Raw genomic sequence first — 18,796 nt, 5'->3', positions numbered from 1 at the left:
TAACAATTGATTCATTTAGCTCTAATATCAGACTAATTCGTTACAAGCAGTTTCTAATTGTTTTAATGCTCTTTCTAACACACTTCTAGGACAAGCGGTGTTAATACGCATAAATCCGCTCGAACCATGATTAAATGCACGACAAGAATTCAATCCTATTCTTGCTTTTTGATAAATAAATTTTTCTAGTTCGTCTTGATTAAAATTATATTTTTTCATTAATTCACGGCAATCTAGCCAAACTAAATAAGTCGCTTGTGGAACATTTGGTTTAATTAATGGAATATTTTCTTTCATAAAAGTATTTAAGAAAAGGATATTTTGTTCTAAGTAATCGATTAACTGAGTCAAATATTCTTCACCTTCTGTATAAGCGGCAATAGTTGCAACCAAATTGAAAGGATTATTTCTGTGAACTTCCAAATCTTTCCAAAATCTATCAAATTTCGTTTTGTTTTCAATATTATTAAATACAATTGTCGCACATTGTAAACCAGCTAAATTAAATGCTTTTCCAGTAGCAGTACAAGTTATTGTGTTTTGTCTGATTTCTTCTGAAATGCTTGCCATTGGAATGTGCTTGTTCCCCCAAAGTGTTAAATCAGCGTGAATTTCATCAGAAATAATAGGCACATTATATTTTACACATAAATCTCCGATCGTTTTTAATTCTTCATAAGTCCAAACATGTCCCAAAGGGTTATGTGGATTACAAAAGATGAATAATTTAGGCTGTTGTTTTAATTTTTCTTCCAAGTCTTCCAAATCGATAGTGAAAGTACCATCTTTTTCTTTGAATTTGTTTTCTAAAACAATTCTTTTGTTATCAGTATTAATATCATAAAATTCTGAATAGACAGGAGGTTGAATCAAAACAGTTTCCCCTTCTTCAGAAAATAATTTTATCAATGTTCCAAGAGTAGGCACAACACCGATACTAAAACTCAAAAGTTCTTTTTTAGGTTCCCAGCCAAATCTTTTCTTTTGCCAGTTAATAAAAGATTCGAAATATTCTTCAGGTCGATAAACGTATCCAAAAACCCCATGTTGAACCTTTTTTTCAAGAGCATCAATAATTGGTTGGGCAGTTTTAAAATCCATATCTGCAATCCATAATGGAATAAAGTCTTCAGGCTCCTTTCCATGCTCAAATCCAAATCTAGTCAATTCATTGTATTTAACAGAATGATTATTTTTTCTGTCGATAATTTCATCAAAATTATATTTCATAGAATCACATCCTTTTATTTATGTTTTTTAATTAATTTAGTTGACAATCTTCGAATTAAATTATAAAATATACTCAAAATACTTTTAAAGAGGTAAATTTAATGACTAAAGAATACAATAAAAACTTTATAATTCAACAAAGTGCAAAACTTTTTTATTATAAAGGCTATAAAAATACAGAATTAACGGATATTTTTAAAGCATGCGACATGCCAAATGATATTTTTTACAAATTTTTTTCGAGTAAAGAAGAGTTACTTAGTTCTGTAATCAAATATCATACTGAAAATCTGATAAATTTCTTCAATAATAATGTAGATGACTTATCAATTGATAAATTTCATTACTTTTTTGAAAAATATTTTGAAAACATTGTAAATAATAGATTTCATGGTGGGAGTCCACTTGGAAATTTGGCATTGGAGCTGTCTGACTTAAATAATAGTATACGTGAAGAACTTGTAAAATCATATAAAAAAATAGAACTTAGGTTTTCTTTTTTTATAACAACTTTAAAATATGCCTTTCCTAAAAAATACGATGATATTGTTCCTGAAACAACTGCAAGGCTTTTAATTGCTTTACTCGAAGGAACAATACTTATGTTAAAAACTGAAAAAGAAAGTTTTGCAATTAATGATTTTTTTGTTTTCTTTGATAGTCTTTTCAAACTTGACGAAGATAAAAAAGCAGAAGAACAGTTAAATAAAGAAACTCAAGAAACATCAGATGCAGAAAAAAAATATATTTCAGATTCTATTAAAAGCGAAATCATAGATTCCAAAAGCCATGAGTTCAATATGCAAACTGATATTAAAATTTCTGAAGACATATTAAATAAAGGGATTGAGGAAACTAATCAGGAAAATATAGAAATCGAAGTTTTAGAACATGAAAGTAGCAGTCTTGATGATAATATGTATTATGAACTTGATTCAGACAGTTTAATTAATGTTTTTGATGATTTGGAAAATTATCAAAAAAATGAAACTGAAGATGATGAATAAAAAAATTTAGGGAGAATGAAAAAACTCCCTTTTTTATTTTATTTATATTCAAGTCTTTCACTTGAAACAATTTTACCATCTTCTGTCACAATTACCTGATAATACGCCTGTGCTCCATACAAAATAACTTTCCAGTTTCTAAAGCCTTTTTTGTATAATCCAACGTGCTGAGTTCCTACTGTTTCACTAAATTTTTTTTTCACTTCTTCAATACTGTTATTCATAATAACATCTCGTGACACCACTGCTGAGTTTGGGACAACTCTTTTTCCAACAGATGAACAACTTATTATCATTCCAAAGCATAAAATTATTATTATTTTTTGTATTTTCTTTTCCACTAATTATTCACTACCTCTATTTTAATATCAAATTGTAAATGTTTTTTTTCCTTATCTGAATATGCATATTTTATTTTTCGTAAAACAGCGTTTGGATTACTACCTAAAATTTCATTAATATTCTGGTTAGCTTTTTCAATGCACTGAAAATTATTTGCAAGTTCAGTATTTGAAAGGCCCTTCATTTTCAAATAATTGAACATATTAAAAGTTTCAAACATAAAATTCTCCTTTCCACATCAAATCTCAAACCTTTTGATGTATAATTAATAAAATTATTTTCCCAATTCTTCATAAGTTTTTTCTAAAATTTTCTCAAAAGATAAATTTGTTTTAAATCCAGCAGCTTTTATGTGTCCACCACCACCAAAAATTGAAGCTATATTATTTACATTGTACTTATCATTTGATCGAAAACTTCCTTTTAATAAACCATCTTCCTGTTCCCGTACGAAAAGTGAAATTTCCATTCCTTCGATTTTTAAAAGCATTTCTGATGTACTGTTTGTGTCATCCTTTTCAATGCCTAGTTCTTTCATTTTTTCTTGTGTCAGATAATAGCTGACGAATTTATATTTTTCATCAACTTTTTTATTTTTATAAACTTCACCAATAAAATCAACTTGTTTTTCACTCACTGCAAAAATAATATTAGCAATTTTGTGATTATTCATACCTGCCTCGATTAATTTGGAACATACGAGAAAAGTATGCGACGTAACGTTATCATGCCTAAAGTTTCCAGTATCATTAATTATTCCAAGATACATATATTCAGCAATTTTCTTTGTCAGTTCAATGTCAAAAATCTTCAAAAACTGATATAAAAGCTCTCCTGTACTGCAAATATCTTCTACATAGTTAAAATCCGCATGTTCAGTATTGCTGACATGATGATCAATATTTATTGATTTTTTACTCAATTTTTTGATTTCTACAGCTCTTTCATACCTTTCCTGATTTGCACAGTCCAGACTTATAAACAAATCAAATTTTTCATTATCCTGAAAATTTTTTTTAAATTTTTCACTAAATTTTTCATAATCCCAGATAAGCCCTGTATCTTCAAAATGCCTCATATATTTAGGCAGTTTATCATCGACCACAATCTTTATCATTTTTTCCATATTATTTTTTTTACAATATTCGTCTATCATAAAATAAAATGCCAAAAGTGAGCCTAGTGCATCTCCATCTGGATTAATATGTGCTGTTAGAATAATACTTTTAGACAATTTTATTTCATTTACGATTTCTTTTGGAAGAATATTTCCTCTGTAATTTTTATTCATAAATTTTATTCTCACTTCTATTCTAAATTTTAATTAGTAGAACGTATCATATACCCGCTACCAGCTTTTTTAGCTTGATTTTCCATTGTTTTTAAAGTATTTGGATTATCAGTCATATTTGACATTACCACATAGACTGTTCTACCGTTTACAGATGTTTTTTTGTAGTAAAAATTTCCACCTAATTTTTTTGTTATTTCTCTAGCTGAGGCTTCTGAGCCTACTGAAGCAACTTGAATGTACTTTTTGTGACCTTTAGATTGTCGATTTTTCGCATCTTCCCTAGCTTTTTTTGTTGCTTCCTCTTTAGCTTTTCTAGCTGCCTCTTCTTTTGCACGTTGTCTAGCTGCTTCTGCCCTTGCTTGTGCTGCTGCCTGTTCTTTTCTAGCTGCTGCTTCTTGCTGCTGTTTTTTTAGTTCAGCGTGTCTTGCTTCAGCTCTTTCCTCTTCCTGACGTCTTTGTTCAGCCAATTTTTTCTGTTCTTTTTGTCTTTTCTGTTCCAGTTTTTGAGCTTCTAATTTTTTCTGCTCTTCTTTTTTCTTATCTTCCTTAGCTGTCTTTGGATTATTTTGAGGCTGTGTCTGCTGGTTATTTACTGTAGGGTTTTGTAAGTCTACTGTTTCAGCAGATTTCGTCTGTTCAAGCTCCTTTGCAACTGTTTCATTATTATTTTCAATAACCTGATTTGGCAAAGTTAGATTATTTTTATAGTCCTTGGAATTGTAAAAGTCCTTATTTCGAACTTTCATTTCCTTTGTAACACTTTCGGTCGTAGTTACCTTTGATTTCTTGTAGCCTGTTGCAAGTACTACACCATAAGCAACAATTGCAACAATTCCAACTGCTCTCATTACTTTAAATGGATTTAATCGAAAACTCATTTTTTCTCCCTTCTTTTCCCTGTTTTATTTTTATTGAAACATCTTTTATTTATTAGATAATTGTCCAATAATTATAACTATTTCGTTAAATAATTTGTTTTAATATTTTTTTAGAATTTTCCGCTGCCAGTTTCACAAAAGTTTTATATTCCATATCAGATTCGTCTGTAATTGAATCTGAAATTGAACGGATTATCAAAAATTTTACACCTAACCTTGTACAGACTTGAGCCACAGCTCCACTTTCCATATCCACGCAAAGTGCTTCAAAATCTTTTCCAAGTTGAATTTTTACATTTTTTTTACTAACAAACTGATCTCCAGTCAAAATTCTTCCAAGCAAAATCTGATGCTCAAAATTTGTTATACTTCCAGTTTTTTCAATTAGATTTTTATCTGATTCAAATGCCCATTCCTTCATTTGAGGGATTTGTCCCATCTTATAGCCAAAGGCTGTAGCATCAACATCGTGCTGAACAATGTCCCGCCCAACAACAACATCTCCAACTTTCAGCCTTTCATCCAGTGATCCAGCTACTCCAGAAAAAATAACTTCTTTTACATCAAATTTTTCAATTAGTAAAGTTGCTGTAATTGCAGCATTTACCTTCCCAATTCCAGATTGCACAAAAACAACATCTTTATCATTAAATTTTCCAGTAAAAAATGATATTCCGTTTATTGTGTTTTCCTTAATATCATTAATTTCCTTTTTAATTGCTTCAGCCTCTTCAATTACTGCTCCAATAATTCCTATCATTATTTCCTCCGATTTTTATTTTTCATTTTCAATATTATTAGTGTTTTCATTATTAACATTTTCAGTATTACTATCTTTATTTTCAATAGTTGTATTTATATTTCCTTCATAAATATACGTATCTTTAAGTTTACAAGTTTTTGTTTCATTTGTATTAAGAACTGCCTGAAATTCCCATTTTTCATTTTTTCCAAGCGAACTTATGTTGTCAACAGCATCTCCAATTTTTGCTCCATTTTCATCAAAACAAGGAATTTCTATTGTCAAATTTCTCTTAGTTACTCCATTATGAGTCAAAATTCCTGTAACAATAGTTTTTCCTCCAGTTATTTCCACTTCCGCATTTGCAAATTTGTATTTTGTATTTTTGGCCTTTATTTCTCCATCTTTTCCACCAATAATACCTCCTATCAATTTACCAGTTGTCCCGATAACCGCTCCAGTAATTCCACCTGCAGCTTTTATAGTTCCTCCGACGACACTTCCAACACCGCCAACAATTCCACAAGATGAAATTCCAAACATTATTCCAATCAATAAAATCCTTTTTTTCACTGTTCTTAATCCCTATTCCTTTTTTATTTTTTATAAAATTATCTTTCGTTATGTCTATTTAATAATCTAACTTTTTATATATTTATTAAAAATAATACATTTTTCGAAAATTCGATATATTATACAATATATGATTATAAAACGATATTAGTATAACATTAGAATATCATATTCCAACTAAAAAAACAAGGCAAATCATCTAATTTGCCTAAAAAATAAACTAGAATCATTGCCCACATTTATTTAAATTACAGTTCTCAAAATTTCAAAGTTTCCAATAGTTTTTGTGTTGATGCCAACAGGGATTAAAATTGTTTCGCCTTTTTTTATTGCAAGCTCTTCATTTTCTCCCCATACAATTTTTCCTTCTCCTTCCAGTACCGAATAAATTGTCATACTTTCATTGTTCACATCTTCAAAGGAATCAGCGAATTTTACTTTATCAATTGAGTAGTATTCTTTTTTTATAATATGTTTTCTCAAAATATCTTTCCCATTTTCAGAATCATTAAAATCAGTATTTTTAATTTCTACTTCTTTTCCAAAATCAATTACATCAGCAGAATCCTGTAAATGCAGTTCTCTTTTTTTCCCATTTTCATCAATTCTGTCAAAATCATAGATTCTATAAGTTACATCTGAGTTTTGCTGAACTTCTGCAAAAAGTACGCTTCCTTTTAACGAGGCGTGAACTGTTCCTGGTGTAATATCAATAAAATCACCTTTTTTAACAGTTTTTTCTTCAAATAATCCATCAAAATCATTTTTTTCTACTTTTTCCAAGAATTTTTCTTTTGTGATACCAGGCTTCATTCCCATGATTAAAGTCGCATCATCACTTGCCTCCATTATATACCAAGATTCGCTTTTTCCAAATTCATTGTGTTTTTTTAAGGCAACTTCATCGCTTGGATGCACCTGAATAGAAAGTCTATCATTTACGTCCAGATATTTTATAAGAAGCGGAAATTTGTTTGGATATTTTTCATAAACTTTTTTTCCAGCAAGTTCTCCTTTATACTCCTTGTAAATATCATCCAGTCTTTGTCCAGCCAAAGCACCATTTTCGACGATTCCCATTCCATGCGGATGTGCCGATACTTCCCAAGATTCTCCAATTTTTTTGCTTTCAGGCAATTTCATTCCTAATTTTGTTTCAAATTCACGTCCACCCCACACTTTTTCCACAAAAAATTTTTTAAACTTCATTGGATATAACATAAAAAATCTCTCCTTTATTTATATAATTAATTTTCAATAATTTCTTTAGTTCATGATAACATTTTGAATTAAATTTTACAATAACATAATGAAGAAATTTTGCAAAAAAAACCTGCAAATAATATCTGCAGGGGAAAAATATTTTTCATTTTTGGGGTGTTATCCTCTACTTAAAAAATAGTAGACAACTACAATTTGAATTATGATATAAATTATATCACGCTCCATGACAGTTTCACCCCCAATCATGGTATATTAAGGTTTTTGACGAAAACCCAAATAATTATATCAAATTATAATACAAAAAGCCAGCTTAAATCAAACTGGCTTCTGTCGTCAAATTTTTAATATACACATGATTGCTTTTTACAAAATAATTATACCATAAAAAAAAATTTTTATCAATTAATTTGAAAAAATTTTGTTAATATTGTAAAATGTTTAAAAGGTGATTTTTAATGTTAAGAGGTTAAAAAATATGTATGTCTACGATGAGCAGAAAATTGAAAAGGAAAAGAGAAAAAGACAACTATTTATTTTGATGAATAGCTTAATGTATGTGATTATTCCGATTATAATAGGATTTTTGAAAATTAATAAAAATATTATATCTATTTGGTTAATAATTATTTTTGGAATTTTGAAGTTTTATTTGGAAACAAAAAAGGATTTTGTAAATGATTATGAAAAAGAAGATGAAGAAACTGGAGATTTTGAGGAAACTTTGCGAAAAGAGAAGTTAAAAAAGAAAATTTTTTATTTAAAGATGGGCTGTGTATCAGTTTGTTTAATTGTAATAATTCTAATTAATATAAATATATTTCAGTTGCCAAGTTATGTTAGGGATTTAAAAGAAATTAGGAAAATTATTTCAAATAGCAAAGAACTTTATGTAAATGGGAAAAAACTTGAAAATACAGAAGATGTGAAAAAATGGATTTGGGACTCTACAAATTATTTTGAGATTTTGTGGGATTACAAGAGGACAGACAATGTAGAAGAACCTAAAATAAAGGCAATTTTATCCAATGAGAAAGGACAGTATCTAGTAATTGAGAAAAAAGATTACGGATGGAGTTTTTTGAAAATGAAAGAAAATCATTACTACAAGTTAGGTATTACTTACAAAAAATATGTTGACAGAACAATTGAAATGGAAAAATCTTTGGGACTTATTCCTCAAGATTAAATGTTTTATTTATAACAATTTTTATTTTTAGACAAAATTTTATGATTATTACAAAGGTTAGGAGTTTTAAAATTAATGGCTATTGATATTATAAGAATTTTTGGGTTTATTTTTATTGTGCTTTTGCACACATTGAACAGGCAGTATGGGATAAATGTTTGGATGGGAGGATATGCGGTTATTTCAATCGGAGTTAATCTTTTTGTGATGATTAGCGGATATTTGCTGTTGTATAAATCAGAAAATACAGCATTATTTTTTAAAAAGAGAATTTTAAACATTTTACCACTTTTTATTGTTTTTAATGTGATTTATATTTATTTTTTCAAAGTTCCGATTGTACCAATTTTAAAGGGGAAAGCATTTGCAGCTCCACATTTTTGGTATATTTATATGATTCTGGGGCTGTATTTTCTCACACCTTGGCTTCAAAAGGTTCTTAAATATGCTGAAAAAGAAACATTTTTTGTGACTTTTCTATGGTTTTTATGTAATATTTTAAATCCTTATTTACGTTATTTCAACTTTGCCGAAATTCCATTTTCAAATTTTCCAATAACAGGTTTTATTGGTTATTATATTTTAGGATATTTTATAAAAAAATACGAAGAAAAAATAAAAGATTTTTCATTTGTTTGGATAATAATTATTTATTTTATAGGGTTTTTCATAAGTTTTTTTTCTACAAAATATGTTTTAATTACAACAGGTAACCGTGTATCCAATTTTTTTGATAAAAATTCACTTGGAACTTTCATAATGACGATTTCCTTTTTTTATTCTGGTGTAAATTTAATTTTGTCAACAGAAATAATTTTATAAAAATAATTGCAAACTCTACATATTTTGCATTTTTAATTCATCTAATTGTTCTTCACTTTGTAATAAAAATAAGTGATGAAATGGTTTTCAAATCGGTTCTGACTATTGTAATAAGTATAAGTTTAGGGGTTTTGTATAATTTTTTGAAAGAGAGGAAATTAATACGGAAATATACTATTCACAGATGAATAATAATAGTTTTTGTATATAAAAAACTCACAAAAAAATAATCTAATTAAAAGAAATTGTTAAATAATTTCTATTCATAAACTTGTATAATGAGATTATAATAATATGATTTAAAATTATACTAAAAATAATTACAAAATGAATTATATTAGTAGATATTTTCTATAAAAATATTTAATAATTGGGGTTTTGATATACAAGTAATATAATCATAATTACCTATTAGATTTTGTTTTAAGTAAATTTTGGGTGACAGTATAATTTTAGTGTTATTTAAAAATTTAAAGGAGGTGTGAGTTATGACTGATATTAGAGAAATTTATCTAGCCGGAGGATGTTTTTGGGGCGTAGAGAAATTCTTTAAAATGGCTCCTGGTGTTATTGAAACAACCGTTGGCTACGCTAATGGTCAAACTCTTGATACAAGCTATGATATTTTGAAAATGACAGATCACGCTGAAACAGTGCATATAAAATATGATAATGAAATAGTTTCATTAGATAAACTTTTGGATTACTATTTTTCAATAATTGATCCTACAAGTATTAATAGACAGGGGCTTGATGAAGGACGGCAATATCGGACAGGGATCTATTATGTAGATAGTGATGAAGTTCATACAATAAAATCAAAAATTGATAGTGAACAAAATAAATATTCAAAAGAAATTCAAGTGGAAGTAAGACCATTAAAGCATTATATTATGGCTGAGGATTATCATCAAAATTATTTGGAGAAAAATCCAAATGGTTATTGTCATATTGATTTGGATAATGCAACAAAAATATTTCAACAATAATATAAAATAATAATTCATGATTAAGTCGGTTTTATCCGGCTTTTTTTTGTAAATTTTAAAAAAAATGCTATTGACTTTGGAAAAAAGTAAGGTATACTATTGTTAGCAAATAGAAAACAATTTATACAATTTAATAACATTTTTTAGGAGGGACAAATTATGTCAAAAGTAGATGAAATCACAAGAGAATCTTGGATTTTGGGAACATTCCCTGAATGGGGAACTTGGTTAAATGAGGAAATAGCTGAAACAGTAGTAAAACCAAATACTGTAGCAATGTGGTGGCTTGGAAACATGGGACTTTGGATCAAAACAGAAGGAAATGCAAATATTGCAATGGATATCTGGGTAGCAACAGGTAAAAGAAGTCAAAAAAATAAATTAATGAAACCTAAGCATCAGCATCAAAGAGCAGTCGGATGTGTAGCTTTACAGCCAAACTTGAGACTTACTCCGTGCGTAATAGATCCTTTTGCAATAGAAGGTCTTGATGCATTGCTTGCAACACATTCACATAGTGACCATATAGATGTAAATGTTGCGGCGGCAGTTGTAAAAAATTGTCCAGAAGCAAAATTCGTAGGACCAAAAACATGTATTGAAATTTGGAGAAAATGGGGAGTGCCTGAAGATAGACTGGTACAAGTAAAACCAGGAGATGAAATTACAATAAAAGATGCAAAAATAAAAGCATTGGAATCATTTGACAGAACTATGCTTTTAACAGTTGCTGAAGATGTAACATTAAAAGGAAATTTACCGCCTGATATGGATGAAATGGCAGTAAACTATTTAGTTGAAACAACAGGTGGAAATATTTACAATGCAGGGGATTCCCACCATTCAAACTATTTTGTAAAACATGGAGATGAAAATAAAGTAGATGTGGCATTTGTAGGATATGGAGATAATCCAAGAGGAATGACAGATAAATTAACTTCTTCAGATGTGCTAAGAGTGGCTGAAGAATTAAAGACACGAGTAGTTATTCCATTACACCATGACATCTGGTCTAACTTTATGGCTGATCCGAAAGAAATCACTTTATTGTGGAATTACAGAAAAGACAGAATGAAGTACGAATTTAAGCCATATATATGGCAGCCTGGAGGGAAATTTGTATTCCCCGACAATAAAGATGATATGGAATACATGTACAGAAGAGGATTTGAAGATGCATTCACAATAGAGCCTGATTTGCCGTTCAAATCGTTCTTATAGAAATGTTGAAACTTTATTTAAAAATAAATTTAAAGTATTTAAGCAATAAAACTATTTTAAGAAAGCACAAAGGAGAAAAGTAATGAATTTTTTTATGGGAATTGGAACATGGTTCGGACAGAATATTTTGACTAAACCAGAATTTTTTGTAGGATTATTAGTTTTTGTAGGTTATTTATTTTTAGGGAAAAAAATATACGAGGCAGTTGGAGGATTTATTAAGGCAACTGTAGGATATATGATATTAAATGTTGGTGCAGGAGGGCTAGTAACAACATTTAGACCAATCTTGGCAGCATTAAAGACTAAATTTGAATTAAATGCAGCGGTTATAGATCCTTACTTTGGATTGCAGGCTGTGGATGAAGCAATAAAAAATATTATTGAACAAGATCCATCTAAGTCTAATTTGGCAGCATCTGTTATGATGGCACTTCTTATAGGATTTATTATAAATATAATATTAGTATTATTTAGAAAATTTACTAAAGTGAGAACGTTGTTTATAACAGGACATATTATGCAGCAACAAGCTTCAACAGCATCTTGGATGATATTCTTCCTGTTTCCTCAATTCCAAAATATAAAAGGAGTAATATTAATAGGAATTTTTGCAGGAATATATTGGGCAGTTGGATCAAACTTATCAGTGGAACCAACTCAGAGATTAACAGAAAATGCTGGATTTGCAATAGGGCATCAACAAATGTTTGCTATATGGGTGGCAGATAAATTGGCACCAAAAATAGGAAATCCTAAAAAGAAACTGGATGATTTGAAATTGCCTAAATGGTTATCAATGCTTCACGATGATATTATTGCAACAGGACTTATAATGATAGTGTTCTTTGGAATAATAATGTGGGTGCTAGGGCCTGAATTCTTTACTGCGAAATTTGGAAAATGTGTGATTGAAAATGGCGTACAAACTTGTCCAGTTATAAATCCTCATGGAGTTGCAGCAGGAGCATTTGATCCTAAAAAACTTTCATTTGGTACTTACATTGTTTCAACAACATTATTATTTGCAGTATATTTAACAATTTTGAAAACAGGAGTTAGAATGTTCGTATCAGAATTGACAGTATCATTCCAAGGTATTTCGAATAAAATATTACCTGGATCATTACCTGCAGTAGACTGTGCGGCTTCTTATGGATTTGGATCGCCAAGTGCAGTATTATTCGGATTTTTAGTAGGAACAATAGCTCAATTTATTTCAATAGCAGGATTACTAATATTCAAATCGCCTGTATTTATTATAACAGGATTCGTTCCAGTGTTCTTTGATAATGCAACTATTGCTGTGTATGCTGATAAACGTGGGGGAGCAAGAGCTGCATTCATATTGTCAGCTGTATCAGGAGTATTGCAGGTACTATGCGGAGCTGTAGCTGTAGCGTTATTCCAGTTAAAAGGTGGATGGCACGGAAATATCGACCAAAGTACGGTATGGCTAGCGCAAGGATTTGTAATGAAATATTTAGGAATAATAGGATATGTATTGGTAATTGCTGCAATGCTAATAATTCCTCAAATTCAATATGCAAAATCTAAAAATAAAGAGCAGTATTATGAAGGAACTGTAGATTTGGAAGAAAATTAGAAATTTTGATAAAAAAATAAAAAGAAAGAAGTGATAATAATGATTAAAGTACTAGCAGTTTGTGGAAGTGGAATGGGAACAAGTATGATTATGAAGTTAAAAGTTGGAAAAGTATTACAAAAATTAGGAGTACAGGCTGATGTTAATTCATGCAGTTTGGGAGAAGCTAAATCAGGGCTTGCAAATTATGACTTAGTTATTGCATCGACTCATATTGCACCTGAATTAAAAGGTGGACCGAATACAAAAATAGTTGGACTTTTAAATTTACTTGATGAAAAAGAGCTTGAAAGTAAATTGACAGAAGTTGGAATAGCTTAAAAGATAAAAGTTGGAAGGAGATTTTTTTATGAATTTGCTGGATTCTTTGAAAGAAAATAATTCTGTTGTACTGCAGCAAGAGGCAAACAATTGGGAAGAAGCGATAAATGTGTGCATGAAACCTCTTCTGGAAAATAATTCAATAGAAGAAAAATATATAGAAAATATAATAAAAAGAACAAAGGAATTAGGGCCTTTCTATATATTGGCTCCGGGATTGGCAATGCCACATGAACGTCCTGACATGGGAGTTAATAAAAATTCTTTCAGTCTTGTTACTTTGAAAAATCCTGTATTATTTCCAGATGGACAAGAAGTAGATATACTAATTGGACTGGCAGCTGAAAATGATGAAGTTCATGCAGGAGAAGCTATACCTCAGATAGTAATGCTTTTCGATGATGAGGATGTTTTTTCAAAAATAAGGGAAGCTAGAGAGCCTCAAGATATTTATAAACTGATAGAAGAAAAAGCATAGTACTAAAAAACTTTAAATTGCTCAAGCTCCTTTTTAAATAATTTTTTAGGAGTTTGAGTATATTTCAAAAATGTATGAATATGAAATGGAGGAAAAACTATGGCAAAACCATTATTACAAGTAGCACTTGATCATTCTGACTTAAAAGGTGCGATAAAAGCGGCAGTATCAGTTGGGGAAGAAGTTGATGTTATAGAAGCTGGAACAGTTTGTCTGTTGCAAGTTGGAAGTGAATTGGTTGAAGTTTTAAGAAATTTATTTCCTGATAAAATAATAGTGGCAGATACAAAATGTGCGGATGCAGGAGGAACGGTTGCTAAAAATAATGCAGTTCGTGGAGCAGACTGGATGACTTGTATCTGTTCTGCAACAATTCCTACAATGAAAGCAGCTTTAAAAGCTATAAAGGAAGAGCGTGGAGAACGTGGTGAAATTCAAGTGGAACTGTATGGCGACTGGACTTACGAACAAGCTCAGCTTTGGTTAGATGCAGGAATTAATCAGGCTATTTACCACCAAAGCAGGGATGCCTTGCTGGCTGGAGAAACTTGGGGAGAAAAGGACTTGAATAAAGTCAAGAAATTAATTGAAATGGGATTCAAGGTCTCTGTAACAGGTGGACTTAATACTGATACATTAAAACTGTTTGAAGGTGTAGATGTGTTTACGTTTATTGCAGGGCGTGGAATTACTGAAGCAGAAGATCCTGCAGCAGCTGCAAGGGCTTTTAAAGCAGAAATTGATAAATATTGGAAATAGAGGAATAATATGAAAGATCTTAATAAATTAAATTTGGGAATATATGAAAAGGCTCTTCCTAAGGATATTGACTGGGTTGAGAGAATAAAGCTGGTTAAGAAATGCGGATATGATTTTGTTGAAATTTCGATAGATGAAACTGATGAAAGATTGGCAAGATTGGACTGGACTGATGATGAAATAAACAGAATTCATAAGGCTTTAATAGATACAGGAGTTAGAATTCCGTCAATGTGCTTTAGCGGACATAGAAGATTTCCTATGGGAAGCATGGATGAAAAGACCAGAGAAAAGGCTATGGAGCTTATGCAAAAGGCAATAATTTTTGCAGATAAAATGGGAATTAGAACGATTCAGATGGCTGGATACGATGTTTATTACGAAGAAGGCAGCGAGCAGACTAAAAAATATTTTACTGAAAATTTGAAAAAGGCAGTAGAATGGGCATCTTCGTACAACGTAACACTATCAATAGAAATTATGGATCACCCATTTATCAATTCCATTACAAAATATATGGAATATGCCAATATAATTAAATCTCCATGGCTAAAGGTTTATCCCGATGTAGGAAATTTGACAGCATGGCCTGAAAATGACACGCTGAAAGAATTGGAACTTGGAATAAAAAATGGAGAAATAACAGGAATCCATTTGAAAGATACTTTAGCAGTAACTGACACTTTTGAAGGGAAATTTAAGGAAGTGCCTTTTGGAGAAGGATGTGTAGATTTTCCAAAAGTATTTAAAAAATTAAAGGAATTAAATTATAAAGGACCTTTTTTGATTGAAATGTGGACTGAAAAATCAGATAACCCAATTGAGGAAGTAAAAAAGGCAAAGCAATGGATGCTGGATAAAATGAAGGAAGGTGGATTTATCTAATGCTGGAAAAATTAAAGGAACAAGTATTTAAGGCAAATTTAGAATTGCCAAAAAAAGGGCTAGTATTGTTTACTTGGGGAAATGTGAGCGGAATTGACAGAGAAAAAAATCTAATTGTTATAAAACCTAGCGGTGTGGACTATGAAACAATGAAAGCGGAAGATATGGTAGTGGTAGATCTGGATGGAAATGTTGTAGAAGGTGATTTAAACCCTTCATCAGACACTCCTACACATATTGAACTTTATAAAAAATTTTCTTCAATAGGCGGAATTGTTCATACTCATTCAACAAATGCTACAATATGGGCTCAAAGTGGAAGAGATATACCTGCTTATGGGACAACAAATGCTGACTATTTCTATGGTTCAATACCTTGTACAAGAAAAATGACACCTGAAGAAATTGCTGGAGAATATGAAAAAGAAACAGGAACAGTAATTATAGAAACTTTTGAAAAAAGAAATATAAATCCTGAATATATTCCAGGAGTTCTTGTGAACAGTCATGGGCCTTTTACATGGGGAAAAACCCCTGATAAAGCTGTCTATAATTCTGTTGTGCTGGAGGAAGTAGCAAAAATGGCAATGTTTACTGAAATGGTAAATAAGGATATAAAACCAATGCAGCAGGAATTATTGGATAAGCATTTTCTGAGAAAACACGGAGCTAATGCTTACTATGGACAAAAGAAAAAATAAACTATAGACTGCATTTGTTACGCGCCAAAAAGTTTCAGCAGTTCACAAAATCATAAAATTATGATATTATATTTGCATATGAATAAATTGATAAGGTGAAAAAATGGCTGGAAATGACAGTATAAAAACAAACTCTAATCTTGTAGAAGCATTAGGGTACTATATAAAAAACAAAAGATTACAAAAAAATATAGGGTTAAGAGAGATGGCTGAAATGTTAAAAATAAGTCCAGCCTATTTATCTAATCTAGAATCAGGCAAGCATAATATGACAAATCCGCTTCTGCTAAAAAAAATTGCTAAAATATTGAAGATAGATCATCTGAAACTATTTAAAATAATAGGATATACAGACAAAGATATGTCGGATTTGAAAAAGGAGCTTACTAATGAGATAATCGAAGAATTTTCAGATATAAATATTGGAGAAATAATTCGAAAATTAATGGATATGAATTCGGAAAAAATAGAGTTAGTTAAGCAGTATATAGAACTGTTAAACAGGTAGATGCTGCTTTTGTAAGAATAAAGAGAGTTTCCAGTTTTATGGCCGCTCTCTTTTTAATATTAATTTTAGGAGGTTTTTATGAAAATTGAAGATTTGCAAAAAAAGGCAAAAACATTGAGAAAAGACATTATTGAAATGATTTACAGGGCAAAATCAGGACATCCAGGAGGTTCACTTTCGATTGCTGATATTCTGGCTGTGCTTTACTGGAAGGAAATGAATATTGATCCAAAAAATCCAAAAATGGAAAACAGAGATAGATTAGTTCTTAGTAAAGGGCATGCTGCTCCTGCACTGTATGCGGCTTTGATTGAAAAAGGATTTTTAGGAGATGAAGGAAAAAATCTTATTCCAACACTTAGAAAATGGCACTCTCCGCTTCAAGGACATCCTGATATGAAAAAACTGGCTGGAGTTGAAATGTCAACAGGCTCACTTGGGCAAGGACTGTCCGCGGGAAACGGAATGGCTTTGAGCGCAAAAATTTACAATAACGATTTCAGAGTCTATACAATCTTAGGAGATGGAGAATTGCAGGAAGGTCAAGTTTGGGAAGCGGTTATGACTGCTGCACATTACAAGCTTGACAATTTAGTTGCGATAGTTGACTATAACAATTTGCAAATTGATGGAAAAGTTTCGGATGTAATGGATGTCGCTCCAGTTGGGGAAAAGTTTAAGGCTTTTAAATGGAATGTAATTGAGATTGACGGACACAATTATGAAGAAATCATAAATGCTCTTGACACAGCAAGAACAGTTAAAGGACAGCCGACAGTTATCGTTGCGAATACTGTAAAAGGAAAAGGGGTTTCATTCATGGAGAACAATGCAGGATTCCATGGAGCCGCTCCAAACGATGAAGAATACAAGAAGGCAATGGAAGAGTTGAGCTAATAATAGCAAGGGAAATCAATCGCCATTTCCCTTCATTTCGCAATAATAGTTATTTTAACATATTTAAATAATGGCGTATTAAAGAGAATGGCGAAAGTGCTATGCACTAACCCTGGCTTGTGGAATAGTATGAGAAAGTTTTTAAAAATGATGAAATAAAAAATAGGAGAATATGAGAATGGAAAAAAAATCAACTAGAGTGGCTTATGGAGAAGCGTTAGTTAAATTGGGAAAAGTAAATAAAGATGTGGTGGTACTGGAAGCAGACTTGTCAAAATCAACAATGACTGCGTATTTTAAAAAATAGTTTCCAGAAAGACATATAAATGTTGGGATTGCAGAAGCTGATATGATTGGAACAGCGGCAGGTATTGCAACGACTGGGAAAATACCGTTTGCCTCAACTTTTGCACATTTTGCGGCAGGACGTGCCTTTGACCAGGTTAGAAACTCGGTGGCTTATCCACAGTTAAATGTCAAGATTTGTCCAACTCACGCAGGAGTTTCGCTGGGAGAGGATGGAGGTTCACACCAGTCAGTTGAGGATATGGCTTTAATGCGTGCAATTCCAGGAATGGTAGTGCTGTCGCCAGCAGATGCAGTAGAAACGGAAAAAATGGTCTTTGCGGCGGCTGAATACAAAGGGCCTGTATATGTAAGACTTGGAAGACTCAATATACCAGTATTATTTGATGAAAACTATAAATTTGAAATAGGGAAAGCTGCAACTTTGAGGGAAGGAAACGATGTGGCAATTTTAGCGACTGGCCTTATGGTTTCAGAAGCTCTTGAGGCGGCAAAATTACTGGAAGAAAAAGGAGTAAAGGCAAGAGTGGTAAATGTTTCTACGATAAAACCTTTAGACACAGAAACAGTTCTAAAAGCGGCAAAAGAATGTAAATTTATTGTAACAAGTGAAGAACATTCAGTAATTGGAGGGCTTGGAAGCGCAGTTTCAGAATATTTGTCAGAAGTTCATCCTGCAAAAGTTGTAAAACATGGAATACAGGATGTTTTTGGACAAAGTGCGGATGGAGAGACTATGCTTACGAATTACGGGCTTAGAGCGAAGGATATTGCAGAAACAGTGCTGAATAATTTAAAATAGTAAATTAAGTGAACAATAATAGAAA

Annotated in this window: 21 protein-coding genes and 1 pseudogene; 14 read left to right on the top strand and 8 right to left on the bottom strand. The window is 31.1% G+C overall.

Translation table 11 applies throughout. The annotated features are described in order from the left end of the window. Positions 1-27: 27 nt before the first annotated feature. A complete protein-coding gene (locus ACZ5B9_RS11730; protein ID WP_464422745.1) occupies positions 28-1,230 on the bottom strand; it encodes a MalY/PatB family protein in 1,203 nt (400 codons plus the stop codon). Positions 1,231-1,331: 101 nt separating this feature from the next. Here ACZ5B9_RS11730 and ACZ5B9_RS11725 point away from each other — a divergent pair, with 101 nt between their 5' ends. Beyond that, on the top strand, positions 1,332-2,237 hold the full coding sequence (locus ACZ5B9_RS11725) for a TetR/AcrR family transcriptional regulator (protein WP_021768600.1): 906 nt from the start codon (positions 1,332-1,334) through the stop codon (positions 2,235-2,237). Positions 2,238-2,275: 38 nt separating this feature from the next. Here the strand turns inward: ACZ5B9_RS11725 and ACZ5B9_RS11720 are convergent, their stop codons facing one another. The 7 genes from ACZ5B9_RS11720 to ACZ5B9_RS11690 form a co-directional block, all read right to left on the bottom strand. Further along, positions 2,276-2,578 carry a hypothetical protein gene (locus tag ACZ5B9_RS11720; RefSeq protein ID WP_021768601.1) on the bottom strand — a complete coding sequence of 101 codons (303 nt, stop codon included), beginning with the start codon at positions 2,576-2,578 and terminating at the stop codon, positions 2,276-2,278. After that, positions 2,578-2,799: a hypothetical protein gene (locus ACZ5B9_RS11715; RefSeq protein WP_464422744.1), complete on the bottom strand. Its 222-nt coding sequence runs from the start codon at positions 2,797-2,799 to the stop codon at positions 2,578-2,580. Before ACZ5B9_RS11715 ends, ACZ5B9_RS11720 begins: the two co-directional genes overlap by 1 nt. A gap of 54 nt (positions 2,800-2,853) precedes the next feature. Continuing rightward, positions 2,854-3,870, bottom strand: a complete 1,017-nt coding sequence (locus ACZ5B9_RS11710) for a DHH family phosphoesterase (RefSeq protein ID WP_464422743.1) — start codon at positions 3,868-3,870, stop codon at positions 2,854-2,856. A gap of 29 nt (positions 3,871-3,899) precedes the next feature. After that, a complete protein-coding gene (locus ACZ5B9_RS11705) occupies positions 3,900-4,751 on the bottom strand; it encodes a cell envelope integrity TolA family protein (RefSeq protein WP_464422742.1) in 852 nt (283 codons plus the stop codon). An 85-nt stretch (positions 4,752-4,836) separates the two neighbouring features. Beyond that, entirely contained in the window at positions 4,837-5,511 is a 675-nt protein-coding gene (locus ACZ5B9_RS11700; RefSeq protein ID WP_464422741.1) for a 5'-methylthioadenosine/adenosylhomocysteine nucleosidase, read from the bottom strand. A gap of 15 nt (positions 5,512-5,526) precedes the next feature. Further along, entirely contained in the window at positions 5,527-6,066 is a 540-nt protein-coding gene (locus ACZ5B9_RS11695) for an FxLYD domain-containing protein (protein WP_021768606.1), read from the bottom strand. A gap of 243 nt (positions 6,067-6,309) precedes the next feature. Next, positions 6,310-7,287 carry a type I phosphomannose isomerase catalytic subunit gene (locus tag ACZ5B9_RS11690; RefSeq protein ID WP_464422740.1) on the bottom strand — a complete coding sequence of 326 codons (978 nt, stop codon included), beginning with the start codon at positions 7,285-7,287 and terminating at the stop codon, positions 6,310-6,312. 478 nt (positions 7,288-7,765) lie between these two features. Here ACZ5B9_RS11690 and ACZ5B9_RS11685 point away from each other — a divergent pair, with 478 nt between their 5' ends. The 13 genes and pseudogenes from ACZ5B9_RS11685 to ACZ5B9_RS11625 all read left to right on the top strand — a co-directional run bounded on the left by ACZ5B9_RS11685 (position 7,766) and on the right by ACZ5B9_RS11625 (position 18,771). Further along, a complete protein-coding gene (locus ACZ5B9_RS11685) occupies positions 7,766-8,476 on the top strand; it encodes a hypothetical protein (protein ID WP_464422739.1) in 711 nt (236 codons plus the stop codon). 75 nt (positions 8,477-8,551) lie between these two features. Further along, positions 8,552-9,298: an acyltransferase gene (locus ACZ5B9_RS11680; protein WP_464422738.1), complete on the top strand. Its 747-nt coding sequence runs from the start codon at positions 8,552-8,554 to the stop codon at positions 9,296-9,298. Between the two features lie 488 nt (positions 9,299-9,786). Beyond that, positions 9,787-10,287, top strand: a complete 501-nt coding sequence (gene msrA, locus ACZ5B9_RS11675) for a peptide-methionine (S)-S-oxide reductase MsrA (protein WP_464422737.1) — start codon at positions 9,787-9,789, stop codon at positions 10,285-10,287. 159 nt (positions 10,288-10,446) lie between these two features. Beyond that, positions 10,447-11,508, top strand: coding sequence for an L-ascorbate 6-phosphate lactonase (gene ulaG / locus ACZ5B9_RS11670; protein ID WP_464422736.1), 1,062 nt, complete (start codon positions 10,447-10,449; stop codon positions 11,506-11,508). An 82-nt stretch (positions 11,509-11,590) separates the two neighbouring features. Further along, entirely contained in the window at positions 11,591-13,114 is a 1,524-nt protein-coding gene (locus tag ACZ5B9_RS11665) for a PTS ascorbate transporter subunit IIC (protein ID WP_464422735.1), read from the top strand. 39 nt (positions 13,115-13,153) lie between these two features. After that, positions 13,154-13,435 (top strand): PTS sugar transporter subunit IIB, encoded by a 282-nt coding sequence (locus ACZ5B9_RS11660; RefSeq protein WP_464422734.1) that lies wholly within the window; start codon positions 13,154-13,156, stop codon positions 13,433-13,435. 28 nt (positions 13,436-13,463) lie between these two features. Next, positions 13,464-13,913, top strand: a complete 450-nt coding sequence (locus tag ACZ5B9_RS11655) for a PTS sugar transporter subunit IIA (RefSeq protein WP_464422733.1) — start codon at positions 13,464-13,466, stop codon at positions 13,911-13,913. A gap of 99 nt (positions 13,914-14,012) precedes the next feature. Beyond that, positions 14,013-14,672, top strand: coding sequence for a 3-keto-L-gulonate-6-phosphate decarboxylase UlaD (locus tag ACZ5B9_RS11650; protein ID WP_299571025.1), 660 nt, complete (start codon positions 14,013-14,015; stop codon positions 14,670-14,672). 9 nt (positions 14,673-14,681) lie between these two features. After that, the gene (locus ACZ5B9_RS11645; RefSeq protein WP_464422732.1) at positions 14,682-15,557 is read left to right on the top strand and encodes an L-ribulose-5-phosphate 3-epimerase; all 876 of its coding nucleotides are present in this window, start codon (positions 14,682-14,684) and stop codon (positions 15,555-15,557) included. Next, complete coding sequence (gene araD / locus ACZ5B9_RS11640) at positions 15,557-16,258, top strand: L-ribulose-5-phosphate 4-epimerase (protein ID WP_464422731.1); 702 nt, start codon at positions 15,557-15,559, stop codon at positions 16,256-16,258. Before ACZ5B9_RS11645 ends, araD begins: the two co-directional genes overlap by 1 nt. 103 nt (positions 16,259-16,361) lie before the next feature. Further along, the gene (locus ACZ5B9_RS11635) at positions 16,362-16,766 is read left to right on the top strand and encodes a helix-turn-helix domain-containing protein (RefSeq protein WP_464422730.1); all 405 of its coding nucleotides are present in this window, start codon (positions 16,362-16,364) and stop codon (positions 16,764-16,766) included. Between the two features lie 78 nt (positions 16,767-16,844). Continuing rightward, entirely contained in the window at positions 16,845-17,663 is an 819-nt protein-coding gene (locus tag ACZ5B9_RS11630) for a transketolase (protein ID WP_464422729.1), read from the top strand. A gap of 178 nt (positions 17,664-17,841) precedes the next feature. Continuing rightward, positions 17,842-18,771 (top strand): annotated as a pseudogene (locus ACZ5B9_RS11625) (transketolase family protein). Positions 18,772-18,796 lie beyond the last annotated feature (25 nt).

It is taken from the genome of Leptotrichia sp. SK-5 (assembly GCF_055387215.1).
Note: the sequence above shows the minus strand (reverse complement) of the source record. Positions and strands in the feature narration are given on the sequence as shown.